Source organism: Aquitalea sp. FJL05, assembly GCF_003852595.1.
In the GTDB taxonomy this organism is placed as follows: Bacteria; Pseudomonadota; Gammaproteobacteria; order Burkholderiales; family Chromobacteriaceae; genus Aquitalea; species Aquitalea aquatilis.
Window position 1 is genome coordinate 150,392 of record NZ_QAJS01000015.1, and the last position, 26,461, is coordinate 176,852.

The 26,461-nt window shown below is 60.2% G+C and carries 24 protein-coding genes; 16 read left to right on the forward strand and 8 right to left on the reverse strand.

Annotated elements, in window-relative coordinates; all coding sequences use genetic code 11:
- Nucleotides 1-92: 92 nt before the first annotated feature.
- Both DBR44_RS13535 and DBR44_RS13540 read right to left on the reverse strand, forming a co-directional pair.
- Nucleotides 93-1,019 carry a TIGR01212 family radical SAM protein gene (locus tag DBR44_RS13535; protein ID WP_124644565.1) on the reverse strand — a complete coding sequence of 309 codons (927 nt, stop codon included), beginning with the start codon at nucleotides 1,017-1,019 and terminating at the stop codon, nucleotides 93-95.
- Nucleotides 1,020-1,114: 95 nt separating this feature from the next.
- Complete coding sequence (locus DBR44_RS13540; RefSeq protein WP_059284412.1) at nucleotides 1,115-1,297, reverse strand: hypothetical protein; 183 nt, start codon at nucleotides 1,295-1,297, stop codon at nucleotides 1,115-1,117.
- A 183-nt stretch (nucleotides 1,298-1,480) separates the two neighbouring features.
- Between DBR44_RS13540 and DBR44_RS13545 the strand changes: the two genes are divergently transcribed.
- The 4 genes from DBR44_RS13545 to DBR44_RS13560 all read left to right on the forward strand — a co-directional run bounded on the left by DBR44_RS13545 (nucleotide 1,481) and on the right by DBR44_RS13560 (nucleotide 4,962).
- A complete protein-coding gene (locus DBR44_RS13545) occupies nucleotides 1,481-2,623 on the forward strand; it encodes a homoserine O-acetyltransferase (protein WP_124644566.1) in 1,143 nt (380 codons plus the stop codon).
- Nucleotides 2,620-3,222 carry a methionine biosynthesis protein MetW gene (metW, locus tag DBR44_RS13550; protein WP_124644567.1) on the forward strand — a complete coding sequence of 201 codons (603 nt, stop codon included), beginning with the start codon at nucleotides 2,620-2,622 and terminating at the stop codon, nucleotides 3,220-3,222. The genes DBR44_RS13545 and metW overlap by 4 nt, the downstream gene beginning before the upstream one ends.
- A gap of 67 nt (nucleotides 3,223-3,289) precedes the next feature.
- The gene (locus DBR44_RS13555; RefSeq protein ID WP_124644568.1) at nucleotides 3,290-4,570 is read left to right on the forward strand and encodes an AmpG family muropeptide MFS transporter; all 1,281 of its coding nucleotides are present in this window, start codon (nucleotides 3,290-3,292) and stop codon (nucleotides 4,568-4,570) included.
- Nucleotides 4,567-4,962, forward strand: a complete 396-nt coding sequence (locus tag DBR44_RS13560; RefSeq protein WP_124644569.1) for an MliC family protein — start codon at nucleotides 4,567-4,569, stop codon at nucleotides 4,960-4,962. Before DBR44_RS13555 ends, DBR44_RS13560 begins: the two co-directional genes overlap by 4 nt.
- Before the next feature lie 44 nt (nucleotides 4,963-5,006).
- On the opposite strand, the gene DBR44_RS13565 is transcribed toward DBR44_RS13560, so the two are convergent.
- Entirely contained in the window at nucleotides 5,007-6,203 is a 1,197-nt protein-coding gene (locus DBR44_RS13565; RefSeq protein ID WP_124644570.1) for an MFS transporter, read from the reverse strand.
- Nucleotides 6,204-6,301: 98 nt separating this feature from the next.
- Here DBR44_RS13565 and DBR44_RS13570 point away from each other — a divergent pair, with 98 nt between their 5' ends.
- Nucleotides 6,302-7,105 (forward strand): helix-turn-helix domain-containing protein, encoded by an 804-nt coding sequence (locus DBR44_RS13570; RefSeq protein WP_124644571.1) that lies wholly within the window; start codon nucleotides 6,302-6,304, stop codon nucleotides 7,103-7,105.
- A 25-nt stretch (nucleotides 7,106-7,130) separates the two neighbouring features.
- Here DBR44_RS13570 and asnB read toward each other — a convergent pair whose 3' ends face one another.
- Together asnB and wrbA are read right to left on the reverse strand one after the other, a co-directional pair.
- Nucleotides 7,131-8,987, reverse strand: a complete 1,857-nt coding sequence (asnB, locus tag DBR44_RS13575; protein WP_124644572.1) for an asparagine synthase (glutamine-hydrolyzing) — start codon at nucleotides 8,985-8,987, stop codon at nucleotides 7,131-7,133.
- An 88-nt stretch (nucleotides 8,988-9,075) separates the two neighbouring features.
- Complete coding sequence (gene wrbA, locus DBR44_RS13580; protein ID WP_124644622.1) at nucleotides 9,076-9,675, reverse strand: NAD(P)H:quinone oxidoreductase; 600 nt, start codon at nucleotides 9,673-9,675, stop codon at nucleotides 9,076-9,078.
- A gap of 200 nt (nucleotides 9,676-9,875) precedes the next feature.
- Here wrbA and DBR44_RS13585 point away from each other — a divergent pair, with 200 nt between their 5' ends.
- Nucleotides 9,876-11,087: a YihY family inner membrane protein gene (locus DBR44_RS13585; RefSeq protein ID WP_124644573.1), complete on the forward strand. Its 1,212-nt coding sequence runs from the start codon at nucleotides 9,876-9,878 to the stop codon at nucleotides 11,085-11,087.
- On the opposite strand, the gene DBR44_RS13590 is transcribed toward DBR44_RS13585, so the two are convergent.
- Both DBR44_RS13590 and DBR44_RS13595 read right to left on the reverse strand, forming a co-directional pair.
- Complete coding sequence (locus tag DBR44_RS13590) at nucleotides 11,039-11,845, reverse strand: DUF3025 domain-containing protein (RefSeq protein WP_124644574.1); 807 nt, start codon at nucleotides 11,843-11,845, stop codon at nucleotides 11,039-11,041. The genes DBR44_RS13585 and DBR44_RS13590 overlap by 49 nt on opposite strands.
- A gap of 30 nt (nucleotides 11,846-11,875) precedes the next feature.
- Nucleotides 11,876-14,179, reverse strand: coding sequence for a diguanylate cyclase (locus DBR44_RS13595; RefSeq protein WP_124644575.1), 2,304 nt, complete (start codon nucleotides 14,177-14,179; stop codon nucleotides 11,876-11,878).
- Nucleotides 14,180-14,350: 171 nt separating this feature from the next.
- On the opposite strand from DBR44_RS13595, the gene cysG reads away from it, so the two are divergent.
- The 10 genes from cysG (at nucleotide 14,351) to msbA (ending at nucleotide 25,934) form a co-directional block, all read left to right on the forward strand.
- On the forward strand, nucleotides 14,351-15,772 hold the full coding sequence (gene cysG / locus DBR44_RS13600; protein WP_124644576.1) for a siroheme synthase CysG: 1,422 nt from the start codon (nucleotides 14,351-14,353) through the stop codon (nucleotides 15,770-15,772).
- Nucleotides 15,773-15,832: 60 nt separating this feature from the next.
- Nucleotides 15,833-16,240, forward strand: coding sequence for a PTS sugar transporter subunit IIA (locus DBR44_RS13605; protein WP_124644577.1), 408 nt, complete (start codon nucleotides 15,833-15,835; stop codon nucleotides 16,238-16,240).
- Complete coding sequence (locus tag DBR44_RS13610; protein WP_103523523.1) at nucleotides 16,227-16,496, forward strand: HPr family phosphocarrier protein; 270 nt, start codon at nucleotides 16,227-16,229, stop codon at nucleotides 16,494-16,496. The genes DBR44_RS13605 and DBR44_RS13610 overlap by 14 nt, the downstream gene beginning before the upstream one ends.
- A 29-nt stretch (nucleotides 16,497-16,525) precedes the next feature.
- Nucleotides 16,526-18,265: a phosphoenolpyruvate--protein phosphotransferase gene (gene ptsP, locus DBR44_RS13615; RefSeq protein WP_124644578.1), complete on the forward strand. Its 1,740-nt coding sequence runs from the start codon at nucleotides 16,526-16,528 to the stop codon at nucleotides 18,263-18,265.
- Nucleotides 18,266-18,334: 69 nt separating this feature from the next.
- Nucleotides 18,335-19,474 (forward strand): glycosyltransferase family 4 protein, encoded by a 1,140-nt coding sequence (locus tag DBR44_RS13620; protein WP_124644579.1) that lies wholly within the window; start codon nucleotides 18,335-18,337, stop codon nucleotides 19,472-19,474.
- A gap of 52 nt (nucleotides 19,475-19,526) precedes the next feature.
- A complete protein-coding gene (rfaQ, locus tag DBR44_RS13625; RefSeq protein ID WP_233578555.1) occupies nucleotides 19,527-20,618 on the forward strand; it encodes a putative lipopolysaccharide heptosyltransferase III in 1,092 nt (363 codons plus the stop codon).
- Nucleotides 20,615-21,766, forward strand: a complete 1,152-nt coding sequence (locus DBR44_RS13630; protein ID WP_124644580.1) for a glycosyltransferase family 9 protein — start codon at nucleotides 20,615-20,617, stop codon at nucleotides 21,764-21,766. Before rfaQ ends, DBR44_RS13630 begins: the two co-directional genes overlap by 4 nt.
- The gene (locus tag DBR44_RS13635; RefSeq protein ID WP_158613620.1) at nucleotides 21,750-23,117 is read left to right on the forward strand and encodes an O-antigen ligase; all 1,368 of its coding nucleotides are present in this window, start codon (nucleotides 21,750-21,752) and stop codon (nucleotides 23,115-23,117) included. Before DBR44_RS13630 ends, DBR44_RS13635 begins: the two co-directional genes overlap by 17 nt.
- Complete coding sequence (locus DBR44_RS13640) at nucleotides 23,107-24,168, forward strand: glycosyltransferase family 9 protein (protein ID WP_124644582.1); 1,062 nt, start codon at nucleotides 23,107-23,109, stop codon at nucleotides 24,166-24,168. The genes DBR44_RS13635 and DBR44_RS13640 overlap by 11 nt, the downstream gene beginning before the upstream one ends.
- Nucleotides 24,165-25,934 (forward strand): lipid A export permease/ATP-binding protein MsbA, encoded by a 1,770-nt coding sequence (gene msbA / locus DBR44_RS13645; protein ID WP_124644583.1) that lies wholly within the window; start codon nucleotides 24,165-24,167, stop codon nucleotides 25,932-25,934. The genes DBR44_RS13640 and msbA overlap by 4 nt, the downstream gene beginning before the upstream one ends.
- 74 nt (nucleotides 25,935-26,008) lie before the next feature.
- On the opposite strand, the gene DBR44_RS13650 is transcribed toward msbA, so the two are convergent.
- Nucleotides 26,009-26,392, reverse strand: a complete 384-nt coding sequence (locus DBR44_RS13650; RefSeq protein ID WP_233578556.1) for a FimV family protein — start codon at nucleotides 26,390-26,392, stop codon at nucleotides 26,009-26,011.
- Nucleotides 26,393-26,461: the final 69 nt, after the last annotated feature.

The following is a 26,461-nucleotide window of genomic DNA, read 5'->3' on the forward strand; positions in this document are numbered from 1 at the left end:
GCTGTGTTTCTTTGTCGCAGCAACAAGGAGAATCTGACATGCAAACTTTACGATTGTTCTTGGCTAGTCGATAGCCAGTAACTAATTTGTCCTCAGGCCGTGGCAGCCTGCCAGCCGCGCCCCAGTGCACTGCCCTGGCCGCCGTCACGCGCCAGCAGGGCGGCGATGGCTTGCAGGGCGCTCCAGCGTGGTCCGCACCAGTCCGGCGCAATCAGGGTGGGGGCCTGTGCCGTGGCCGATATCCGGTGGAACACCACCTCGGGTGGCGTATGGCGGATCAGCGAGGCCGCCAGGCTGGCATAGTCGTCCAGCGCCATGGCCGACACTTCGCCGCGCTGGTATTGCGCCGCCATGCGGCTGCCGCGCACGATCATCAGCGGGTGCAGTTTCAGCCCCTGTACGCCGATTTCCAGCACGGTTTCCAGTGTGGCATGCACATCGGCGGTGTCTTCGCCGGGCAGACCGGCAATCAGGTGGGTACACACCGCCAGGCCGTGCTGCTGGGCGCGGCGTACTGCATCACGGTAATCGGCCAGGGTGTGGCCACGGTGAATGCGCCGCTGGGTATGGTCGTGGGCGGTTTGCAGCCCCAGCTCCAGCCAGACTTCCTTGCCAGCAGCCTGGTAATCGGCCAGCAGCTCCAGTGCGCTGTCCGGTACACAGTCAGGCCGGGTGCCCACGCACAGGCCCACCACATCGGCACTGGCGGTGGCTTCGTCATAGAGCTGACGCAGGCGGCTGACTTCGGCATAGGTGCTGGTGTAGGCCTGAAAGTAAGCGAGATAGCGGTGGGCGCGATCAGTCTTGCCCTTTTCGCGGGCGATCTGGTCGCTGATGGACAGCTCGCCGGCATCGCGGCCAAAGCTTTTGACATTGCAGAAGGTGCAGCCGCCACGGCCCAGTGTGCCGTCGCGGTTGGGGCAGGTAAAGTCGCCTGCCAGTGACAGCTTGTGCACCGCCTGGCCGTGGCGGCGCTTCAGGTAATGGCCAAAGGTATGCAGATAAGCGGTGAGATCCATGATGCGCAGGCCGCGCCGGCACCTGGCCAGCGGACAAAGCAGGCAGCTTAGCCGTGGCGGCCGCCCCGGGCACTGCGCCATATCAAGGCTTGCCCTTACAGCTGGTGAAAACCCAGCCAGTACAGCAGCACGAAGATGGCCGAGGCGGCCAGCAGGGCGGTGGCCAGGGTGCTGATGAATTCACGCAGGCTTGCCCGCTGACGCCGGTCCAGCAGCCAGCGCGCGATGGCATACAGCACGGCAAACAGCAGCAAGAGGCGGAACAGGCGACCGATCATGGCGGGTAACAGGCAGGAAAACCGGGCCGATTATGCGGTGCGGGCCGCTCAGGAGCAAGCAAGGCTATGGATATAATCGGCCAGACAGGCGATGATAGCAGCCGTAGCCTACAGGAGGCCCCGCAACGAGAATGGCCGGTACGGCCGCCGGCGGGGCAATAATCAATAGAGGCGTTTTTTTCTATGTCCGATCTGACAAGGTCCGTCGGCATCGTGCAGGCGCAGACAGCGGTATTCGATACCCCGCTGCATCTGTCCAGCGCAGCGGTGTTGCCGACTTACCAGCTATGCTTCGAAACCTATGGCACGCTGAACGCTGCGCGCAGCAATGCCATCCTGATCTGCCATGCCCTGTCCGGCCACCACCATGTGGCTGGCCGTTATGCTGCCGATGATAAGGCCGCCGGCTGGTGGGACAATATGGTCGGCCCCGGCAAGCCCATCGATACCAACCGTTTCTTTGTGGTGGGGGTGAATAATCTGGGTGGCTGCCATGGCAGCACCGGTCCCTCTTCCATTAATCCGGCCACCGGCCAGCCCTGGGGTTCGACCTTCCCGGTGGTCACGGTGCCGGACTGGGTGCGCTCGCAGGCGCGGCTGGCCGACCGGCTGGGCATCGCCCGCTGGGCCGCCATCATCGGCGGCAGCCTGGGCGGCATGCAGGCCTTGCAATGGAGCATCGACTACCCGGAGCGGGTGGCCCATGCGCTGGTGATTGCTTCGGCCCCCAAACTGTCGGCGCAGAACATCGCGTTTAATGATGTGGCCCGGCAGGCCATCCTCACCGACCCCGATTTCCATGGCGGCGACTTCTACGCGCAGGATGCCATCCCGCGTCGCGGCCTGCGGCTGGCGCGCATGCTGGGCCATATCACCTATCTGTCCGATGATGGCATGGGCGAGAAATTCGGCCGCATGCTCAAAAGCGGCGACTACCAGTTTGGCTTCGAGGTGGAATTCGAGATCGAATCCTACCTGCGCTACCAGGGCGACAAGTTTTCCGATTATTTCGATGCCAATACCTATCTTTTGATGACCAAGGCACTGGACTACTTCGACCCGGCCAAGGATCTGAACGACGATATCGTGGCCGCGCTGAAAAAGGCCACGGCCCGCTTCATGGTGGCCAGCTTTACCTCGGACTGGCGCTTCTCGCCGGAGCGCTCGCGCGAGATCGTCAAGGCGCTGGTGGCGGCCGACAAGGAGGTGGTGTACGGCGAAATCGAATCAGTCCACGGCCATGATGCCTTCCTGATGCTGGACGAGCCCTATGTCAACCTGATGCGCGCCTATCTGAACCGCGTGGCCGAGGAGGTGACAGCATGAGCGCCACCAACACTTTGCGTGCCGACCTGCAACTGATTGCCGACTGGGTGGCACCGTCCAGCCGGGTGCTGGACCTGGGTTGCGGCGATGGTGCCTTGCTGTCCTGGCTGAACCGCCACAAGGCCGTGCGTGGCTACGGCGTGGATTTCGACGTCAACAATGTGGTGCGTTGCGTGGAAGCCGGCGTCAACGCCATTCAGGGCAACCTGGAAACCGGTCTGGCCGAATTCGAAGACCAGCGCTTCGACCATGTGGTGTTGTCGCAGACCATCCAGGCCATGCACAATACCGAGCAGATTCTGGTGGAAATGCTGCGCGTGGGCCGCGAGGCCATCGTCACCTTCCCCAATTTCGGCTACTGGGAAAACCGCTGGCAGATTCTGCAAGGCCATATGCCGGTGTCGGAAACCATTCCCTACGAGTGGTACAACACGCCGAACATTCACTGGTGCATGCTGGGCGACTTTGAGGCACTGTGTGCCAAGAACGGCATCCGTGTGCTGGAGCGGGTGGTGATGAACGAAGAAAAGCGCATTCATTTCCTGCCCAATCTGCGCGGTAGCCTGGCGTTTTACCGGGTAGCCCGCCAGCCTGGCTGAGTACCGATGACCCACAAAGGCGGCTACGGTCGCCTTTTTGCATTGCTGGCCCCGGCCACAAGGATTCATGAAACAAGCTCCCCTGCACTGGCGCGAGGCCATCTTGTCGCGCCGCATGCTGATTTGCGTTTTCACCGGTTTTGCCTCCGGTCTGCCGCTGTATCTGCTGATCAACCTGTTGCCGGCCTGGCTGCGCAGCGAGGGCGTCAACCTCAAGGCCATCGGCCTGTTTGCGTTGATCGGCCTGCCCTATACCTGGAAATTCCTGTGGTCGCCGCTACTGGACCGTTTCGTGCCGCCGCTGCTGGGACGACGGCGCGGCTGGATGCTGCTCAGCCAGCTGGCCTTGCTGGTCAGCATGGCCTTGTTCGGCTTGTTCGATCCACGGCTGCAACTGCAGCAGATCGCCATGCTGGCAGCGGTGGTTGCCTTTTTTTCCGCCAGCCAGGACATCGTGCTGGATGCCTACCGCCGCGAACTGCTGACTGATGCCGAACTGGGGCTGGGCAACTCGGTGCATATCAATGCCTATCGGCTGGCCGGCCTGGTGCCGGGCTCTTTGTCGCTGATCCTGGCCGACCACACCAGTTGGCAGAATGTATTCATCATCAGTGCCCTGTTCATGCTGCCGGGCGTGCTGATGACCCTGCTGGTGAGTGAGCCTGCCTTGCGCGCTGCACCGCCCAAGACGCTGCGTGAGGCGGTGGTGGAGCCCTTTCACGAATTCATTCAGCGCCAGGGCTGGCAGACTGCCGCTACCATTCTGGGCTTTATCTTCCTGTACAAGCTGGGTGACAGCATGGCCACCGCCCTGGCCACACCGTTTTATCTGGACATGGGTTTTGCCAAATCACAGATCGGTCTGGTGGCCAAGAATGCCGGATTGTGGCCGGCGGTCATCGGTGGCCTGCTGGGCGGGGTGTGGATGCTGAAGCTGGGCATCAACCGTGCGCTATGGCTGTTTGGCGTGGTGCAGTTGCTGTCGATACTGGGTTTTGCCTGGCTGGCCAGCTACGGCCATTTTCAGCAGATTGGTCCTGTCCAGTTAGGCCAGCTGGCGCTGGTGATCGGTTTCGAGGCACTGGGCGTGGGCCTGGGTACGGCAGCCTTTGTCGCCTTTATCGCCCGCACCACTCATCCGGCCTATACCGCCACCCAGTTTGCCCTGTTTACCAGCCTGTCTGCCGTGCCGCGCACTTTTGCCAATGCCGCGACCGGCTATATTGTGGATGCCGTGGGCTGGGGCGGATTTTTCCTGCTGTGCGCCGTACTGGCCTTGCCCGGCATGTTGTTGTTGCTGAAGGTGGCCCCGTGGAATGGGGATGCCATCGACAAGGAAGCGCCATGAAGTTCTTGCCTGTATTGCTGGCCTGCCTGCTGCCCTTGCCGCTGCTGGCCGAACCACAAGCCCTGTCGCCGGAAAATGCTGGCGAGGCGGGCACCGCCGAAACGATACCTGCCATGCAGCGGGTGGATTACCAGTGCGCGGCCCACCGCCTGCTCAGTGTGGAATACCCGCAGCCGGAAGTGGCCGATGTGCTGCCCATCCGTATTCTCTGGCAGGGGCAGCACTACCGGCTGGTGCGGGTGAGCAGTGCCAGCGGTGTACGCTATGCCAGCCAGCAACTGGTGTGGTGGAACAAGGGTGAGCAGTCGGTATTGCTGACCCGTGGCGGGCGGGCGCTGGCGCGGGATTGCCAGCCGCTGGCCGGGGCCAGTCCCGCTCAGCCCACACCATGAAAAAAACCGGCCGTGATGGCCGGTTTTGCTTTGGGCTGCGTTGCTCAGGCTTTTTTGTGGTGCAGATCGGGCAACAGCACGGTGATGATGCCCAGCAAAGGCAGGAAGGCGCATAGCTGGTACACGGTTTCGATGCCGTAGTGGTCGGCCACCTTGCCCAGTACGGCCGCGCCGATGCCGCCAATGCCGAAGGCAAAGCCGAAGAACAGCCCGGACACCATGCCCACCTTGCCCGGCACCAGCTCCTGCGCGTACACCAGAATGGCGGAGAAGGCCGATGCCAGGATAAAGCCGATGATGAAGGACAGCACGCTGGTCCAGAACAGGTCCACATGCGGCAGCGCCAGGGTGAACGGGGCCACGCCCAGAATCGAGAACCAGATCACCCGCTTGCGGCCGATGGCATCGCCAATCGGGCCACCCAGTACCGTGCCGGCGGCCACGGCAAACAGGAAGATGAACAGGTGCAGCTGTGCTGCCTGCACCCCTAGCCCGAAGTGCTGCATCAGGTAAAAGGTGAAATAGCTGGTAATGCTGGTGAGGTAGAAATACTTGGAAAAGACCAGCAGCACCAGTATGCCCAGGGTGAAGGCAGTGCGGCCCGGCGACAGGCCAGTGGGCACCACAGCCTTGTGTGCCTTGGCGCTGCGCTGCTGGTGGCTATACCAGATGCCGATGCGCCACAGCACCAGCATGCCGAGCAAGGCCGCCAGCGAAAACCAGGCCAGGCTGGGTTGGCCGTAGGGAAACACCACTAGCGCGGCCAGCAAGGGGCCGGTGGCAGAACCGGCATTGCCGCCCACCTGAAACAGCGATTGCGCCAGACCATGGCGGCCACCCGAGGCCATGCGCGCCACGCGTGAGGATTCCGGGTGAAAAATGGACGAGCCAGTCCCCACCAGTGCCGCCGCGATCAACAGCGTGTGATAGTTGGGGGCGACCGACAGCAGCAGCAGCCCGCACAGCGTCGCTCCCATGCCGAATACCAGCGAATAGGGCAGCGGGCGCTTGTCGGTATAGATGCCGACCAGCGGCTGCAGCAGCGAGGCGGTGCACTGGTACACCAGGGTCATCAGGCCGATCTGGGCAAAGCTCAGGTGAAAGCCGCCCTTGAGTACCGGGTAGATGGCCAGAATCAGCGACTGCAGCATGTCGTTGAGGAAATGGGTAAAGCTGATGGCACCCAATACCCGGAAACGGGTGTCCTGCGGCGGGGCCATGCTCTGGCTGGCGCTTGTCATGATGAGGTCTTCTTGCTGTGGTGGGTTCATCATGCTATCAAGGGGTGTCCTGCCCGTCCTGCGCATGAGGGGCAATCATCTGCGAGAAAATGACAGCGATGCCAGATTATCAACACCTGCACCAGTACGACACCGGCATCGCCCCGGTGGTGGCCAAGGCCCGCGATTACCCGGCTGGCGAAGATACGCCGCGCCATGCCCACCCGACGGCTCAATTATTGTATGCGGTGGAAGGCGTGATGGTGGTGAGCACGGCGCTGGGGCAATGGATTGTGCCGCCCACCCGTGGCATCTGGCTGCCAATCGACACCTGGCATCAGGTGCGGATGATCAGCGCGGTACGCATGCGCACGGTGTATGTGCGGGAAGACAGCCTGGACGGGCTGCCGCAGGAATGCCGGGTGCTGGCCATCTCGCCCTTGTTGCGCGAGCTGATTCTGGCCGCCATGGATATTGCCGTACCGTATGCGGCGGATTCGCGTGACGAGCGGCTGATGAAGCTGCTGCTGGATGAAATCCGCAGCCTGCCCACGCTGGCGCTGTCTTTGCCCAGGCCGCAAAGTCCGGCCTTGCAGGGCTTGTGTGATGTACTGCAGGCCGAGCCGGGCGATGCGCGTTCGGTGGAGGAGTGGGCTGAGCAACTGGCCATGGATGCGCGCACGCTGCAGCGGCGCTTCAGCCGCGAAACCGGCCTGTCGCTGGGGCAGTGGCGGCGGCAGGCCAGGCTGATTGCCGCACTGGAAAAGCTGGCCTGCGGGGCCAGTGTGCTGGAAGTGGCGCTGGACCTGGGCTATGCCAGCCCCAGTGCCTTTGCCACCATGTTCAAGCGCGAGCTGGGGGTATCGCCCAGCAGTTTTTACGCCCAGCCGCAGCCGGCTTACCCGGTGCTGTCCGGGGGCTAGGACCCTGCCAAGGTCCTTGCCGGTTTTAGGGTAGGGCGCGGCGCAGCGCATCCAGCTGCTGCAGACTTTCGTCCAGAATCAGCAATTGCAATACCTGTTCGGCCAGTGCCGCCTCACCCTGGCGGTATGCCTGGCTGAAAGCATCCACCGCCTGTGCATCCAGTTGGCCACCCGTCAGGCGGCTCAGTCGCTGGCCCAGACCGGCGAAGCGTTCGGCCAGGCTGGTTTGCAGCCAGCCTGCCAGCGGCGGATTGAAGCCGCGCTTCTTGCGCTGGAAAAAGTCGGCCGGCAGGGCCGGGTGCATGGCACGGCGGAAAATCAGCTTGGCTGGCTGGGTGTAGCGCTCGGCATCGGATGTAGCCAGCAGATGCTGATACAGGCGGTGGTCCAGTAGCGGGGCGCGGCTTTCCAGTCCGTGCGCCATGGTGCACAGATCGGACTTTTGCAGGATGTAGTCCGGCAGATAATTGGCAAAATCGATGGCCAGCAGGCTTTGCAGGCCAGGTACGGCATCGCTGGCCTCAGGGCCGATATCATCCGGCTGGCGCCAGTAGCACAGCTGCTGCAGCTTGCGGCCGCCCTGCAGGAAGCGGCGTTGGCCCGGTGTCAGGCCGGAAAAACGCAGTGAGTAAGCTGCCTGCCAGTCCATGGCCAGTTCAGTCGCCAGCTTGCCCTGCTTACCAGACAAGGCCGGGCGTATGCCCAGCGGCAGGCGGATATGCTGCCGCCAGCGTGTACGCAGATGCTTGTTCATGCGCTTGTAGCCGGCCAGCAGCTCATCGCCGCCATCGCCCACCAGTACCACCTTCACCTGCTTGCTGACTTCGCGTGCCAGATACCAGGTGGGAAAGCTGGACGGGTCGGCAAAGGGCTGGTCCAGATCGGCCACGATGCGCGAGAAATCGGCTGCCAGATTGTCTGGCATGGCGATGCGGACATTCTGCAGGCCCATGCGCTGGGCGGAGTCGGCTGCGTCGACTGATTCATCCAGCGTGCTGCCCGGAAAGGCTGCGGTAAAAGTGGAAAACTGCTGATAGCCCTGTGCGGCCAAGCGGCTGGCGATCAGGGTGGAGTCGATACCGCCGGACAGCAGCACGCCCAGCGGGCGGTCGGCCACGGTGCGCATGGCGACTGCGTGGTCCAGCTCGGGCAGCCAGTCGCCAGCTTCGGCACCGGGTTGCCAGTAACGACGTTTCTTCAATTGACGACTGGCAAGGTCGAATTCCAGGCAATAGCCGTTTTCCAGGCGCTGGATAGGCTGGAACACCGTGGCCGGTGCCGGAATGTAGCGGTGCGCCAGATAGGCATCGATGGCGCTGGCCGAGAACTGGCGCTGGGCCAGTGGTACAAGCGGTAGCACCGCGCGTACCAGCGAACCGAAGGCCAGATTGCCATCCAGCAGCGCGTACAGCAGCGGTTTTTCGCCCATGCGGTCGCGCGCCAGATGCACCTTGCCCTGGCGCAGATCGAGAATGGCAAAGGCAAACATGCCACGCAGCCGGCTCAGCAGGCCATCGATGCCCCATGCTTCATAGGCCCGCAGGATGAATTCGGTATCGGAATGGGTGCGGAACACCGCGCCGGCCTGTTCCAGCTCGCGCTTGTCGTTTTCCCAGTCGTAGACTTCGCCGTTGTAGCAGATCCACAGCTGGCCATCGTCGTTGCGCATGGGCTGGTCGGCCTCCGGGCGCGGGTCGATGATGGACAGGCGCGCATGCAGCAGCGCATTGTGAATGGCGTCATCCGCTGCAGGCTGGCCCTGCTGGTCCAGCCGCAGCTGGTGGGCGGCATCCGGCCCGCGACGGGCCAGTTCCAGCAACATGGCATCGGCCGTTGCCGCAGCAACGGGAGTCCGGGAAAAGAAACCGGCAATTCCACACATAAAGCTTGTTCCCGGCGCAGGGGTCAGCGCTGCGCAAGAGGTAAGAAATCGGCGGGTGCGCATGGCAAAGCCAGCGCCCCACCCTGTATTACAAGGGGTGTTGCAGGCGCAAGGCCGCTTCCGCCAGGCGCTTGCCCTGGGCAAAGGCCAGCTTGTTTTCGTCGGCCGACAGCGGACGGTCATTCTGCACCCCGGCCACATGGCTCACCCCATAGGGCGTGCCGCCCGTCTGGGTAGCGGCCAGCGCTGGCTCGGAATAAGGCAGACCGACGAGCAGCATGCCGTGGTGCAATAGCGGCAACATCATGCTCAGCAGGGTGGATTCCTGCCCGCCATGCATGGATGAGGAGCTGGTAAACACACAAGCCGGCTTGCCGGCCAGCGCACCGGCCATCCACTCGCCACTGGTGCTGTCGATGAAGTACTTCATGGCCGCGGCCATATTGCCAAAGCGGGTGGGGCTGCCCAGCGCCAGACCGATGCACTCGGCCAGATCGCTTTTCTCCACATAGGGCGCGCCGCTGGCGGGGATGGCCGGTGCGCTGGCTTCGCATACGGTGGAAACCTTGGGCACAGTGCGCAGCCGCGCCTGGCAGCCGGGCACGCTTTCGATGCCACGGGCGATCAGCCGGGCCAGCTCGGCGGTGGCACCGTGCTGGCTGTAATAGAGTACGAGGATGTCTTGCACGACGATGTCCAGAGAGATGGCCGCCGGAAGGAGGGCGGCAACAGGGTGAACTGGCAGCATGATACCAGTTTCCATCTGTTCATTTGTATGCGGACAGTATGTCAAGCCAAGCGCCGCCGCACAGCCTGGCGACGGGTTGCGGTCCGCCGCCAGTACATTGCTGCTTGCCAGCCGGCAGTGGCTGAATTACCTTGCGCCTCATGAAACTGCCCGCCAAATATGCAACGCAAGTCGGTTTTTCCGGCTTCCTGATCCGCCGCATGAGCCGCCTGCGCGTGATGCAGGTTGCCGGCAGCCTGACCTTTACCACCCTGCTGGCACTGGTGCCCTTGTTCACCATTGCCTTGACGGTGATTTCGGCCTTTCCGGTGTTTTCCGACTACAGCACGCGCTTCAAGGTATTGCTGTTGTCGACACTGGTACCGGAGTTCGCCGGCAAGGTGATTTCCGTCTACATGCGTCAGTTTGCCGACAATGCAGAAAAACTCACCGCCGCCGGCATCATCATGCTGGGGGTGACCGCGCTGATGCTGATGTCCACCATCGAGCGCACCTTCAATGCCATCTGGAGCGTGCGCCGCGGCCGGCCCTGGCTGCAGCAGAGCATGGTCTACTGGACGGTGCTGACGCTGGGCCCGCTGGTGCTGGGTGGCGGCCTGCTGTCCTGGCGCTGGCTGCTCAAGTTCACCCGCTTCGAAAAAACCATGCCCTTGCTGGCCAGTACGGTAGAGGCGGGCGGCACCATCTTGCTCACCGGCATCGTGCTGTCGCTGTTGTACCGCATTGTGCCCAACCGCTTTGTGCCGATTCGCCACGCGGTGCTGGGCGCGATGATCACGGCGGTGCTGCTGGAGCTGACCAAGCTGGGTTTCGGTTATTACATCGGTCAGGTGGCCAGTTACCAGCTGGTGTACGGGGCTTTTGCCAGTATTCCGATTTTTCTGTTGTGGGTGTATTGCCTGTGGATGGTTGTGCTGGCCGGGGCGGTGTTTACCGCTTCGCTTTCCTACTGGGAAGGCGGGGCCTGGCGGCGGCGCTTCGAACCACGGCGGCGCTTTCTGGATGCGGTGGAGGTGTTGCTGATGCTGGATGCGGCGCAGGAGCAGGGCTGCAGCCTGACACCGGTGCAATTGCGTCAGCAGGTCAAGATAGGCTATGACGAGCTGGGCCTGGTGCTGGACAAGCTGGCATTGCATGGCTATGTGCAGAAAGGCCAGCGCGATGGCTGGGTGCTGATGAAAAAGCTGACTGCGGTGCAGCTGTCCGAGCTGTTCCAGCTGTTTGTCTATCGGGCGGATCTGGCCAATGACGATGAGGTGGGCCAGGGGATAGAAAACCTGCTCGGCACGGTGACCGAGCGGCTTCAGAGCGTGTCGCTGGAAGACTTTGCCCGCCGGCTGGGGCGGAAGTAGTCGGTATTCTGATAGAAGGACGGCTCGGTGTTGTCCGGCCACCAGCCGGGAATGCCCAGCAAGGGTAGCGGCCATAGCTGGCGGGGGCTGGCCAGCCAGTCGTCATCGGCCAGCAGGGTGGCCAGCCGGCTATCCAGTTGTTCGCGCTGTACGGGCTCGGGCAGGGCAAAGAAGTCAGGCTCCACCGCCATCAGCAGCGCCTTGCCGCACCAGCCCAGGTGCGGTGCCAGGCCGGTTTCAAACAGGGCATGTCCCAGGGCATGCACACTGATCTGCCGCCCCCAGGCGTGACGCTCATCTACAAACAGCGTTTGCCATTGCATATCGTCCAGTGCCTGTCCCAATGCCGGCTCGGCGCAGGCGACGACGACCCCACACTCATCCAGCAAGGTGGCGGCATCACGCCGCGGCCCGCGCTTGATTTCGCCACGGCCGATGGCGCGCACATGGCGTGCATTCAGCGCCGCTTTGCTCCGCGGCCAGGCCAGCCAGGCCAGGGCATTGAACCAGTCGTGCCAGTTTTCGCTGCGAGTGGGTACCTCGCCGGTGTCGGCAATATGGGTTTCGTAGTAGGAGGCGGTTTGCAGGTCGCTGCAAAAGCGTAAGCCAGCCGGCAGGGCGGCCAAGGGGCGGGCCAGCGTCAGTAGCTGGTCGTAAGCCTGCTGATCAGGCCAGTCGGACAAGGCCAACAGCTTGGCGAAGGTCTGGACTGGCTGGTAGAGCGGGTGGGACAGATAGTCGGTGTGCCAGTGACTCACGATGGGCGGCTGCCTGACAAAAGCCCCATTTTAATCCAGCGCCGGCAGCAGGTCATGGCAAACCCGGTCGCGCCCCAGGTGCTTGGCCTGATATAGCAGCTTGTCGGCGCGCTTCAGCGGGTCGTCCACATGCAGATCGGTACTGCGCAGCAAGGACAGCCCCACGCTGACGGTGTAGTGGATCTGCTGGCCGTTGACCTCGACCCGGCTCTGGCTGACCGCTTCGCGCAGACGTTCTGCCGCCGCCAGTGCAGCGCTGTCGCCGGTATTGGGCAGCAGGGCGGCAAACTCCTCGCCACCCAGTCGTCCGGTCAGATCGCTCGTGCGCAGCACTTCGCGGCACAGCGTGGCGAAGTGGGTGATGACCTGATCGCCGGCGGCATGGCCGTACTGGTCGTTGATGTTCTTGAAATGGTCCAGATCCATCATCAGCACTGCCATCGGCTGCTGATAGCGCTGGCTGCGCCTGATTTCACGTTCGGCCTGCTCCAGGAAATGACGGCGATTGTCCAGCCGGGTCAGCTCGTCCTTGGTGGCCAGCTGGAACAGCTTTTTCTCGTGGATGTCGCGCTGCAGGGCAATGGCGGTGATGTGGGAACTGCGGTAAACCAGCCGCATTTCGTCGGGGTTGGGCGTGCGCGGCTCGGTGTAGTAAATGGCAAAGGTGCCCAGCAGCTCGCGCGTGCTGCTGAACAGCGGGGTAGACCAGCAGGCACGCAGTTGATAGGGCCGTACCAGGTCCAGATAGGGCTGCCACAGCGGGCTGCTTTCCATGTCCTCGACAATGATGGTGCGCTTCCAGTAGGCCGCGGTGCCACAGGAGCCGACTTCGGGGCCGATGGCAATGCCTTCGATCATGGCGCTGTATGTCGGCGGCAGGCTGTTGCCGGAGGCCACGTGCAGGTGCTGGCCATCTTCGGTCAGCAGCATCACCGAACACAGCCCGCCGGTGAGCTGGGATTCGATCATGGTGCAGATCTGTGCCAGCGTGTCCTGCAGCGGCTGATTGGAGGCAATCATCTCCATCACCGCGTTTTCTTCGCTCAGCAGACGATTGGCCTGGCGGGTATCGGTAATTTCCCGGTCGACCGACAAAATGCTGGTGAGCTTGCCATTGTTGTCGAACTCGGGAAACAGCCGGGTTTCGAAAATATAGCGCCGGTTGTGCGACAGCAGCTCCAGTTCGAAGCAGCGCGGTTCCCAGGTTTCGATCAACTGCTGACATTGCGACTCGAACAGGCTGACAACCTCGGCCGGCCAGCCCTTTTCGCTGACGGTTTTGCCGATGTGTTCATCGCGGATCAGCGGCGAGTAGCGGCTGACGCTGCGGTTGATGAACTGGCAGCGCAGTTCCAGATCGTAGCGGGCGATGATGTCGCTGGAGTTTTCCACCAGCGTGCGGAATTCCTGCTCGCGCCGCCGCATGGCGGCCTCGGCCAGCTTGCGCGCGGTGATGATCTGGTTGAGTGCCAGCACGATGGCGCCGTCGTCCGCCTGCGTGCCGGCCTGCAAGGTCTGCTCCAGCCACTCCCAGTGCTGGTCGGCATGTCGCATGCGGTATTCCAGGCTGTGGCTAGTGGCCGGATGATGACAGGCCGCCTGCAGCGCGTTTTCCAGCAAGGGGCGGTCTTCCGGGTGCAGCCGTTGCAGCCAGTCGTCCAGACTCATTCTTTCCAGCTGCGGGTCCAGCCCCAGCAGCTTGTGCAGCGAGCCAGGCGAGCAGCTGACTTGCTGCTTGCCAAGATCGAATTCGCCCAGACCGATGCGGCTGCCCTGTAACACCGTGGCGATGGTATTGCCCAGCCGTGTCGGCCTGCCTTCATCGCTGGCATCGTGCAATAACAGCAGCCGCCAGTTACCGGGCGATCTGCCGGCTGGCAGCACGATTTGTTGCAAGCCCAACTGCCGGGTGCGGCCTTGTGCATCCTGCACCTCGACATGCTGCGGGGGTGCCAGCAAGGCAGTTTGCTGTTGCAGCGCCAGGCACTGTGCTGGTGAGAGGCCGCACTCTTCCAGGCTGTGCGGCTGCCGTCCGAGCAGGGCCGTGCAGCCCTGCCCGGCGGCTTGCAACTGGCCCTGCCCATCCAGTGCCAGCAAGGCGGCACTGGAGTGTTCCACCAGAAAACGCAGCGTGCGGGCTTGCTCATGCAGCTGGCGTCGGCGCTGCCACAGACTGCCCAGCCAGATGCCGACGGCAGCGCCGAGCAAGCCTGCCAGCTGCCAGTCCCAAACGGCGTGAGACCGTTCGGTGGCCCAGGCCAGCGGGCTGCCCAGCGCCAGCAGCAGGGCGCTGCCCTGGCCGGTCTTGCTGCATTTTGATCTGAAGATATTCAATGTGTACCCGCCGCTTCCTGAAGTTGCCCTGCTTGTCTATTGCCGAGGGCTTCATCTCATCATGGCATTTGGCAGGGAAATTGTGATGACGAAAATCAGGCAGAGTACCGGTAGCTCGTCGTTTTTATGCAACAAATAAAGTATGCTGTGGCCATTGTTGTGGAGCGATGCATGGATTACTTTCCGATTTTTCTGAAGCTGCAGGATGCCCCCTGCCTGGTCGTGGGCGGGGGCGATGTCGCCTTGCGCAAGGTTCGTCTGCTGAAGGCGGCCGGTGCGAAGATGACCGTGGTCGCGCCTGAGCTGACCGCCGAACTGGGCGAAATGGCGCAGCAGGGCGCTTTGCACTGGTTGCCGGGGTATTTCGCCCCCGAGCAGGTTGCCGGCATGCGGCTGGTGGTCGCCGCCACTGACCAGCGCGCGGTCAATCAGCAGGTTTCCGTAGCGGCCCAGGCCCACAATATCCCGGTGAATGTGGTGGATGATCCGGAATTGTCCACCTACATCACGCCGGCCATCATCGACCGTTCTCCGCTGGTGATTGCGGTATCTTCCGGCGGTGCCGTCCCGGTGCTGGCGCGGCTGGTCCGCGCCCGGCTGGAGAGCATCATCCCGGCGGGTTTCGGCCTGCTGGCGGCTTTTTCCGCGCGCTTTCGCGACAAGGTAAAAGCCCGCTTCAGCGATGTGGAAGCGCGCCGCGCCTTCTGGGAATCGGTGCTGGAAGGCCCGGTGGCCGAAGCCGTGATGAATGGCCGTGAAGCCGCCGCCAGTCTGGAAATGGAAAAGCGCCTGGCCAGCACCAATGACACGCCTAGCGGCGCGGTATACCTGGTGGGAGCCGGGCCGGGCAATCCGGACCTGCTGACCTTCCGTGCGCTGCGGCTGATGCAGCAGGCCGACGTGGTCTTGCATGACAATCTGGTGGCCCCGGAATTACTGGAACTGGTACGCCGCGACGCCGAGCGCATTTACGTGGGCAAGGCCCGTGCCAACCACAGCCTGCCGCAGGAAGACATTAATCTGCTGATGGTAAGATTGGCCAGCGAAGGCAAGCGGGTATTGCGCCTGAAAGGCGGCGATCCCTTTACCTTCGGCCGTGGTGGCGAGGAAATCGAAACCCTGGCCGAGCATGGCATTCCGTTTGAAGTCGTACCGGGTATTACCTCGGCAAATGGCGCAGCCAGCTATGCCGGTATACCCTTGACCCACCGCGACCATGCGCAGTCGGTCACCTTTGTCACCGGCCACAAGAAAGACGGCAGCATCAATCTGGACTGGCCGGCGCTGACCCGACCAGATCAGACCGTGGTGGTGTACATGGGGCTGACCATGGCCGCGGAGCTGTGTGCCGCCTTCATCCAGCATGGCAAGCCGGCAGATACGCCGGTCGCGGTGATCGAATGGGCCACCACGGCACGGCAACGAACGCTGACCGGCACCCTGAGCAGCCTGCCGGCACTGATTTCCTCCTATGGCGTAGCCTCGCCTGCGCTTATCATAGTGGGCAGCGTGGTCACGCTGGCGGATAAACTGGCCTGGTACCGGCGGGTGGAAAACGGGCCTGCTACAATGCCGGATTCGCAGCAGACATGAGCACAGCCGGGCAGCATGCGGCTGTGTGCCAATAATCGTTACGGACAAGAAGACTCGGGCATGGTTGGTGTACTAGTCATATCACATGGCAATCTGGGCGCCTGTCTACTGGACTGCGCCCGGCACGTATTGGGACGGGACCCGGACAATATCGCCACGCTGGCGGTAGAAAAAACCGAGGATCCGGATCAGAAACTGGTCGAAGCCGCTGCGCTGGTGGCACGCCTGGAACAGGGCGATGGCGTGGTGGTATTGACTGATATGTATGGCGGCACGCCATCCAATATCGCCAGCCGGCTGATCAATCCGGGCAAGGTCGAGGCCGTTGCCGGCGTCAGCCTGCCGATGCTGGTGCGAGCGCTCAGCTACAGCACCCAGCCGCTGGAGATCGTGGTCAGCAAGGCCATTACCGGCGGCTTGGAAGGTGTGCTTTATATTCTCCCGGGGGACGGAAATGCTGCGCGTTGAAATACAAATTATCAATAAACTTGGCCTGCATGCTCGCGCATCGAGTAAATTCACCCAGCTTGCCAGCCGCTTCAAGAGCGATGTGGGCATTGCCCGCAATGGTCGCCGCGTAAACGGCAAGAGCATCATGGGGGTGATGATGCTGGCGGCCGCCAAGGGCTCCACCATCGAGCTGGACGTGGCTGGCCCTGACGAACAGGAAGCGCTGGATGCGCTGGTAGCACTGATCAATAACCGGTTTGACGAGGCTGAATGAATCAGCCCGCTTGAGGAGGGGATGGGACGATGAATATCACCCTGCATGGTGTAGCCATTGGTGGCGGCATCGCAATTGGCCGGGCCCATCTCATCTCGCGCAGCATGGACGATGTGGCGCACTACGGCCTGGAAGACGCGGAAATTCCGGCCGAAATGACCCGCTTCGACGAAGCGGTGCGCGCCACGCGCAAAGAGCTGGAAATGTTGTGGGGCAGCATCCCGGAAAACGCACCGGCCGAACTGGGCGCTTTCCTGTCCTTGCACATCATGCTGCTGGGTGATGTCACCATCTCGCGCGAGCCGCGCGAAATCATCGAAAAGCAGCACTGCAATGCCGAATGGGCGCTGAAGCTGCAGTGCGACCTGCTGGTCGAACAGTTTGACGCCATCGAAGAAGACTACCTGCGCGAGCGCAAGAACGACGTGCTGCAAGTGGTGGAGCGCATCTTCAAGAACCTGGATGGCCACGCCCCGCAGTTGCCGGCTCCCGGCGACCTGCTGGACGATACCATTCTGGTGGCGCACGACCTGTCGCCGGCCGACATGGTGTATTTCAAGGATTCCAACTTTGCCGCCTTCGTCACCGACGTAGGCGGGGCCACCTCGCATACCGCCATTCTGGGGCGTAGTCTCGACCTGCCCTCGGTCATCGCCCTGCACCACGCCCGTGAGCTGATCCGCGAAGAAGAGCAGATCATCGTCGATGGCCAGCAAGGCGTGCTGATCGTCAATCCGGATGAGCTGGTCCTCAGTGAATACCGCCGGCGCCAGCGTGCCTGGCGCGATGCCAAGCGCAAGCTGTCCTCCATCCGCAAGTCTGATGCCAAAACCCGCGATGGTACGGTGATCGAACTGCTGGCCAATATCGAATTGCCGCAGGATGTGGAAGTGGTGCGCGGTTCGGGCGCGGTTGGCGTTGGCCTGTTCCGCAGTGAATTCCTGTTTCTGGGCCGTGACACCCTGCCCACCGAGGACGAACAGTTCGAGGCTTACCGCAAGGTGGCCGAAGACATGAAAGGCTTGCCGGTCACCATCCGAACCATGGATCTGGGGGCCGACAAGAACCCGAAGTGGCTGAATCATGATGTGGCCGACAACCCGGCGCTGGGCCTGACCGGCATCCGCCTGTGTCTGGCCGAGCCCTTGATGTTCCGCGCCCAGTTGCGCGCGCTGCTGCGTGCTTCCCATTACGGCAAGATCAAGATCCTGTTCCCCATGCTCAATTCGCTGGGGGAACTCAAGCAGTCGATTGCCCAGCTGGATTACGCCAAGCAGGAGCTGCACGAAGAAGGCCTGCCTTTCGACAAAGAGGTCGAAGTCGGTGCCATGATCGAGATTCCCTCCGCCGCGCTGGTGGTGGGCAGCTTCATCAAGCATGTCGATTTCCTGTCCATCGGCACCAACGACCTGATCCAGTACACCCTGGCCATCGACCGCAACGACGATTCGGTCAGCCATCTGTACGACCCGGTGCATCCGGCGGTACTGAAACTGATCCTGCATACCATCCGTACCGGTATCAAGGGTGGGGTGCCGGTGTCGGTGTGCGGTGAAATGGCCGGCGACCCGCGCCTGACCCGGCTGCTGCTGGGCATGGGCCTGCGCAGGTTCTCCATGCACCCGGCCAGCTTGCTGGCCGTCAAGCGGGTAGTGCTCAATACCCATCTGGACGATATCGCGCCCATTGCAGGACGCATGCTTCGATCCGAAGACCCTGATAAAATCGCCGATCTTTTGCAACTGCTGAATGTCGAGCCGGATGCCTGATCCGGCTTTTGTTTTTAGCAGCATCGTTGCCTGATCTGCTGTTCAGTGTGAATGGAAGCCCTATCCCGGATGACACGCCTTGCCATTGTTCGTCAAAAATACAACCCCGCCGGCGGCGCAGAGCGTTTTGTCAGCCGCGCCTTGCAGGCGCTGACCCAGCAGCATGCGCTGAGTGTTTCCCTGATTGCACGCAATTGGGAAAAACTGGAGGGCATTGCCGAATGTCGGGTCAATCCTTTCTATTTGGGCAGCTTGTGGCGTGACTGGGGATTCGCGTGGTCGGCGCGGCGGCGTTGGCAGCAGGAAGGTTTTGATCTGGTCCAGTCGCATGAGCGCATCCCGGGTTGCCATATTTTTCGTGCCGGCGATGGCGTGCATCGGCATTGGCTGCAACTGCGTCGTCGGCATTTGGGCTGGTTTGGGCGCCTGTCGCTACTGCTGAATCCCTATCACCACTATGTGCAATATGCTGAAAAAGCCATGTTTCAGCATCCAGACTTGCGTCTGGTGGTGTGTAATTCGCACATGGTGAAACAAGAAATACAGCAATATTTTGGCTTGCCGGATCAGCGCTTCGCCATTGTTTACAATGGCGTCGACACCGCACAGTTTCATCCGGGATTACAGCAGCAGTATCGTGCCGATATGCGCAAGCAGTACGGCATTCCAGCTTCAGCGCCGGTCATGCTGTATGTCGGCTCCGGCTTTGAGCGCAAAGGCGTGGCCAGGGCACTGCAGGTACTGCAGAAATTTCCCGAAATCTATCTTGTCGTTGTCGGCGGCGATAAGCACGCTGCCCGTTATCAGGTATTGGCCGAACGCTTGGGGATGAAGGCGCGGGTGCGCTTTACCGGGGCACAACAAGATGTAAAGCCATTTTACGGGATGGCGGATGCCTTTATATTGCCCACGCTGTATGATCCCTTCCCCAATGTGTGTGTTGAAGCCATGGCCGCGGGGCTGCCGGTGTTCACCACGACCACCTGCGGCAGTGCCGAGTTGCTGACCAATGGCCGTAATGGCTGGGTCGCCGCGGTGGATGACCTGCAGGGGTGGCATGACGGGGTGGCAAACTGGCTTCAACACCGACAGGACTGGGCAGTCTGGTGCCAGCAGGCTCGTCAGGCGGTAGAGGGGCTGACCCTGCAAGCCATGACCGATGTCATGTTGCAACAATATGAAAAACTCCTTGCCGCGCACACGTCTTGAACCGTGCCAGATTGCCTTGTCGCAAGGCGCAAGCGAATGATTTTCTTACCGCATGAGTGAAATGCTAAACGACTCCATCGATCTGAACCAGGTACGGCGCGTCTTGGTCATCAAACTGCGCCATCATGGGGATGTCTTGCTGACGTCTCCGGTTTTTGCCGCGCTCAAACAGCAGGCTCCACATCTGGAAATCGATGCACTGGTCTACCGCGACACGCAGGAAATGCTCAGTCTGCATCCGGCCATCAGCCAGCTGCATACGATAGATCGCAACTGGAAAAAATTGGGCGTATTCGGCCAGTTCAAGGCCGAGCTGGGCTTGCTGTCGGCCTTGCGCCAGCGTCACTACGATCTGGTCATTACCCTGACCGAGCACAAGCGCGGGGCCTGGCTGGTCCGTTTGCTGGCACCACGCTGGTCGGTGGGGCCGGATGGTCCTTACGGTAAGCTGTTCCGCAAAAGCTTTACCCACCGCTATCTGCAGGTGCCGGGCAACCGTCGTCATACCATTGAAATCCATCTGGATGCCCTGCGTCGCATCGGCGTGTACCCATCACCTGAGCAGCGCGCACTGACGCTGGTGCCTGGCCACAATGCCGAAGCGACGCTGGCGGCCAAGCTGGAGCAGCTTGGTTTGACCGCCGGGCAATACATTCTGGTCCACCCCACCTCGCGCTGGCTGTTTAAAAGCTGGACGGTGGAAAACATGGCGGCCCTGATCAATACCCTGCAGCAGCGCGGCCTTAAAGTGTTGCTGACCGCTGCACCCAGTCCCGACGAAATGGCCATGCTGGCGGATATCCAGTCGCGTCTGGCTACCCCCGCCGCCAGCCTGGCCGGCCAGTTGACCCTGAAAGAGCTGGCTGCGGCCATCGACAATGCCCGCTTGTATATCGGTGTGGATTCGGTGCCCATGCATATCGCCTCGGCGATGAAAACACCCTGCGTAGCGCTGTTCGGCCCATCGGGTGATATCGAGTGGGGGCCATGGCAGGTGCCACATCGGGTGGTGGCAGCACGCATGCCCTGTCGTCCGTGCGGCAATGCCGGCTGTGGTGGAGGTTGGCAGAGTGAGTGCCTACAGCAGATCAGCCTGGAGCAGGTGATTGCTGCGGTTGATAGCGTGATGGAGGAGTCTGCATGAAAAAGCAGCGACGACTACCTGGACGCTTGCTGATTTTTGCCGCGCTATTATGCCGTTTGCCCTGGCAGTGGTTGCGGCGGCGTCCCGCCGAGGAGGCTGTACAGCGCATTTTGGTGTTGCATCAGTTCCTACTGGGCGACGCCTTGATGGCCACCAGCTTGCTGGCCAAACTGCGCGAGCGCTATCCCGCTGCCGAGATCATACTGGCCTGCCCGCAGGGACAGGTGGGGCTATACCAGAGCAGGCCTTACGGCATTACTGCAGTCGGTTGGCATCCACGAGACTTTGCCTCGGTACGTAAGCTATTTGCCATGCCGCGCTTCGATCTGGCCTTTCTCTGCGGTGAAAACAGGCTGTCTTTCCTTGCGCGTGCCATTGGTGCGCACTGGATCATCGGTTTTGCTGCCGAGGCCCCGGCATACAAAAACTGGCTGGTGGATGAGGCAGTAGCGTATAGCGACCAGCCAGAATCATGGACGGACACGGCCGCCCGGCTGGTGGCGGGACCAGATCCCAAACCATTCAGTCTTGTCGATTGGCCGCTGGAAGCAGTCAACCTGCCAGTTTTCGGCCAAACTTATGTCGTACTGCATGTTGGCGCAAGTTCGCCCACCCGCTACTGGCCGGCTGCCAACTGGCGTGAACTGGCGGCTTACCTACGTGCCAGAGCGCTAACGGTGGTGTGGTCCTGCGGCCCCGGGGAAGAGCGGCTGCTGGATGAAATCCGGCCCGAACCGGATGATGTGACGATGGCGGGCAGTCTCAGTCTGGTTCAATTACGTGCGCTGTTGCATGGCGCGCGTGCAGCGGTTTGTCCGGATACCGGCGTTGCGCATCTGGCGAAGATTGCTGCTGCACCACAAGTGATGTTATTCGGTCCTGGCAGCGAAACCCTATTTGGTGCCAGCCGTTTTTTCAGTGCCACCCCCTGTATAGGTGTGGGTGCCGCTTGGTTTCCTTGCCGTATTCAGCGTGATATGCATTATCGCCAGACCGAATGGGTGATGCGTTGCTACCGGACGGTGGGTGACAAGCCAGAGCAGTGTCACAAGCCGCAGTGTATGGCGGTAGTGCAGCCATCTATGGTGCTGCAAGCGTTAGTTCAGTTACTGCCTGAAGAGAATGAATTTAATGAACAAGATATTTGACTCAATGGGTACAGTACGGCGTGTCCCTCTGTATCTGGAAATTATCCTTGTTATGGTGGCGGCTTCATTGATGTTTGTGTGGTCAATGCCAAACCTCACAGGATTGCGTAATAGCCTGTTGGCTGTTGATTTGCTTATCTGTTTTCCATTGGTATGGTCTATTTTACGTAATGGAGGTTGGCGTCGATTTTTTCCGGTTTTGCCTTTGAAGATATATTGCGTGCTGACATTGTGGATTGTCTTGTGCGCTTTTTTATTTTCCGACAATCGTGTCGTGAGCTTTCATGAAATATGGGGGCAATGGATACGCAGTGCACTAGCCGGTGCTATGGGTTTCATGTTGGCATCGCTGTCGGTTAGTCGCCGGTTGCGCCTTTCTTCTGCGTCAGTGTTAACAGTGCTTATGTTGGCAATTTTTTCACAAGTTATGCTGCATGATGTAGATATGTTATTGCAGTGGGTGAGAACAGGAAAAATTCCGTTGGGTGAAACCAGAATTCTGGAAAGCAGAACGGTTCTTACTTATGTCGTCAATTTGTTACTGGCATTTTCTGCGGCAGAGCTAATGGGGCGAGTCCTATTCAAGCGGCGCTACATGCCTTTGCCTGGTATTTTCTTTGTATTTATCGGGCTTGTTTGTGTTTTTGCCTCTTACACCTTGCAAACCAGGAATGGCATGATTGGTACCTTGGCATTGCTGGTTTCCTGTTCACTGCTTTTTTGGTTTGTTAAACGGAAAAATACCAACAATATATTGGTTGCTAGTCTGGTTCTGCTCGTGTTGTCAGGGGTCGCCACCTTGGGTTGGTTTGCTTATAAATCTGATCCCCGCTGGGCGTCACTACTCGAAACCGTGCCGATTGCTTGGGATACACAGGACCATCAGGAGTGGATTCATCGTCAGTACCCCTTGCTGGCAGATGGGAGCCCAGTGAGCGGATCAAATTACGAACGTATTGTCTGGGCAAAAGAAGCACTACTTCAGATCGCGCGTGAACCGATTGGCGTTGGATATAATCGCAGTGCATTTGGCGTTGCGTTAAAGAAAATACATCCGGATCTGGTTGAAACGGCACATTCTCATAGCGGAATACTTGATTTCACCATTGCGAATGGCATTCCGGGGTTAATTATATTTATTGCCCTTTTGTGGATTTGTTTTCAGCAGGGTTTATTGACTTTCTTTAAAAATCATTCTTCTCAAGGATTGTTGTTGGCATTTGTTGTGACTGGTTTTTTTGGACGTAGTCTGGTGGATAGTAATATCCGCGACCATATGCTGGAACAGTTTATGTTTTTGCTTTGCATGATGCTTGTTTTTTCTTTGGAAAGGGACTCGAGTGAATCCTGAAAAAATTCTGGTCATCCGGCGGGATAATATTGGTGATCTGGTTTGTACTACACCGTTGATTCATGCTCTGAGGACACGCTTTCCAAAAGCTAGGCTGGATTTGCTGGTGAATAGCTATAATGCCCCACTTATGGTAGGGCACCCGGATGTCGATAATCTTTATGTTTATACCAAGGCAAAGCACCGAGAAAAAGGCGAGAGCGCCTTGGGGGTTTACTGGAAGCGACTGCTGCTGCTGCTGAAAATGCGTAGTACCCGTTATGATGTCGCGGTGCTGGCGAACGGAGGATGTATGCCCAGGCCCTTGCGCTGGGCAAGGCAGACTGGTGCCCGCCATATCCTAGGTTTCACTGAACCGGGTAGCCCGCTCGCCAGTCAGATCAATTTGCCTGTCGCCAGTCCTGTTCAAGTCATGCATGAGGTTGAGATGCTGATGAACCTGATGCAGCCGCTGACAGACGAGCCTGTGTCAACCCCTGGTCTTTCTTTGGTGGCAGCGACAGATCTGGCAGAAGCAATACGGGGAAAATTACCTGATCTTGTGGGGAAAAGATTAGTTGGCTTGCATATCAGTGCTCGCAAACCAAGCCAGCAGTGGCCTGCTCAGCGTTTCATTGAGTTGGCACATGCCATTGCCAAAGATACCTCTGTTCATCTCATGCTGTTTTGGTCACCAGGTAGCGCAGATAATCCATTTCATCCTGGGGATGATGAAAAGGCGGCCCTCATTATGGAGGGCTGTGCGGGGTTGCCGCTGACACCTTTGCCTACCCATCAACTTGACGAGTTGATGAGTGGATTGTCATTGCTTGACGTCCTGATCTGCAGTGATGGTGGTGCCATGCATGTCGCTGCTGGCCTTGGTAAGCCGATTGTCTGCATGTTCGGTGATAGCGATGTGGCTAAATGGCACCCCTGGGGAGTTCCATATAAGGTTTTGCAGCCGGTAAGCAAAAATGTGATCGATCTTTCGGTCACAGATCTGTTGTCCGCTTATGGACAACTGGTGGGGCAGGATATCGACCTGGTGCGCACGGAAGTTTCTGCATGAGTAAAAATGACAACTGGAATCACAGCTGGACAACCTATCGTCGCCTGATTCGCTACATTTGGCAGTACTGGAAGGTCTTCGCCCTGTCGCTGGTCTCCATGACCATTGCGGCCCTGACCGAGCCGGCGTTTGCCCGCTTGATGAAACCGCTGATTGATGGCGGCTTTGTCAACAAGGACCCGCAGGTCATCATCTGGGTGCCGATGGCCATCATCGGTGTATTCCTGGTGCGTGGCGTCACCAGTTTCATCAACGAGTACACCTCCAGCTGGCTGGCCGGGCATCTGGTGCAAACGCTGCGGCAGCAGATGTTTGCCAAAATGCTCCGCCTGCCGGTGCAGTACTATGCCGATAATCAGTCCGGGCGGCTGGTGTCGCGCATTTCCTTTGACGTCAATCAGGTGACCGAGGCCGGCTTCAATGTCATTACCGTCACGGTAAAAGATGGTGTGACGGCGGTCAGCCTGCTGGCCTGGCTGCTGTACATCGACTGGCAGCTGACGTTGATCTGCCTGCTGGTGATGCCGGTGGTGACGGTGTGCATGCGTATCGTGGCCAAGCGCTTGCGTGGTCTGGCGCTGGAAAATCAGCAGCATATGGCGGACCTGACCCAGATTCTGGGCGAGGGCGTGGATTGCCAAAAAGTGATCAAGGTGTATGGTGGCGAGCAGTATGAAGAGGCACGCTTTGATAGCGCAGCCCAGGCCATTCGCCGAAATGCCGTCAAGCAAAGCGCTGCCAGTTCGGCCAATACCGGAGTGACGCAGTTGATGATTGCCTGCGCGCTGGCGGCGATTCTGTATTTCGCCGCGATGCGCGCCCAGCATGGTGCATTTACCGCTGGTGACTTCATGTCATTTCTCACCGCCATGATGCTGCTGTTTGCACCGGTCAAGCGCATTACCGGCATCTCGCAGGCCATGCAGCGTGGCCTCGCTGCGGCGGAGAGTGTCTTTGCCTTTCTGGATGAGCCGGGCGAGCCGGATCACGGTCGTAAGCGCTTGCCTGCTACGCAAGGTAGCTTGCGCTTTGAAGGCGTCTCGTTTCGTTATCCCAATGCCGAGCGCGTGGTGCTGCAGGACATCAATCTGACCGTGAATTCGGGTGAGACCGTGGCGCTGGTGGGCTCCTCTGGCAGTGGCAAGACCACGCTGGTCAGCCTGATTCCACGCTTCTACGAACCCTTGTCGGGGCAGATTACTCTGGATGGTCTGGCGCTGGCTGATATCGCATTGGCGGACCTGCGCCACCATATCGCCATGGTGAGCCAGGACGTGGTGCTGTTCAATGACAGCGTGGCCGCCAATATCGCATATGGCTCCAGTCATCAGGTGAGCCGTGAGCAGATCGTCGAGGCGGCAAGGGCGGCCAATGCGCTGGAATTCATTGAGGCCATGCCTGAAGGGCTGGACACGCAGATTGGCGAAAACGGTGTACGTCTGTCTGGCGGTCAGCGCCAGCGGCTGGCGATTGCCCGTGCGCTGCTGAAGAATGCACCATTGCTGATTCTGGACGAGGCGACTTCGGCACTGGATACCCAGTCTGAACGACTGGTGCAGGCTGCTCTGGAAAATCTGATGAAGAACCGTACCACCATCGTCATCGCCCATCGTTTGTCGACCATCGAAAATGCGGATCGCATCATCGTGATGCATCAGGGTCGGGTGGCGGAGCAGGGGAGTCATCAGCAATTGATGGCGCTGGATGGGTTGTATGCCCGCCTGCACAGTCTGCAGTTCCGTGAACCGGAGGCGGGCGCGGTCTGATGGTTTGAGCCGTTGGCGAAATAAAACAGGCTGCCCTTAGGCAGCCTGTTTTCATGGTAGTCGCAGGGTAGGGATCAGGCGTTGGCGGCAAACAAGGGGTCTTGTGGAGCCAACTGGCGGCCGGCCTCCTGGATGGTGTGCCATACCGGCTGATCCTTGACCTGGGCCTGGATATCTCGTGCCAGACGGCAGTAAGCCTTGCCATTGCCTTCGGAGGAGTAGGCTCGCAGCAGCGTGACCTTGATCGATAGATTGTGCGGCTCGTCTTTCATGGCGTCTTTAAGGACCCGCACGGCATCACCGGTACGGCCATAAGCCAGAAAAACTTCAGCTTCGCCCACTGGGTCGATTCCGCGGGCGCGCGGCTTTTTATACGTTGCCTTGCGCCACAGCTGGCGGGCAAGGTAGTAAGTGCTCATCAGGCCGAAACTGGCCGTCAATGCGGTAATGGCATCCACCTGGGCTTCCCTCCGAGATTCTCTCTCTGCTTGAATTATGCAGTCGATTATTCGGGTAGCCGGGCATCC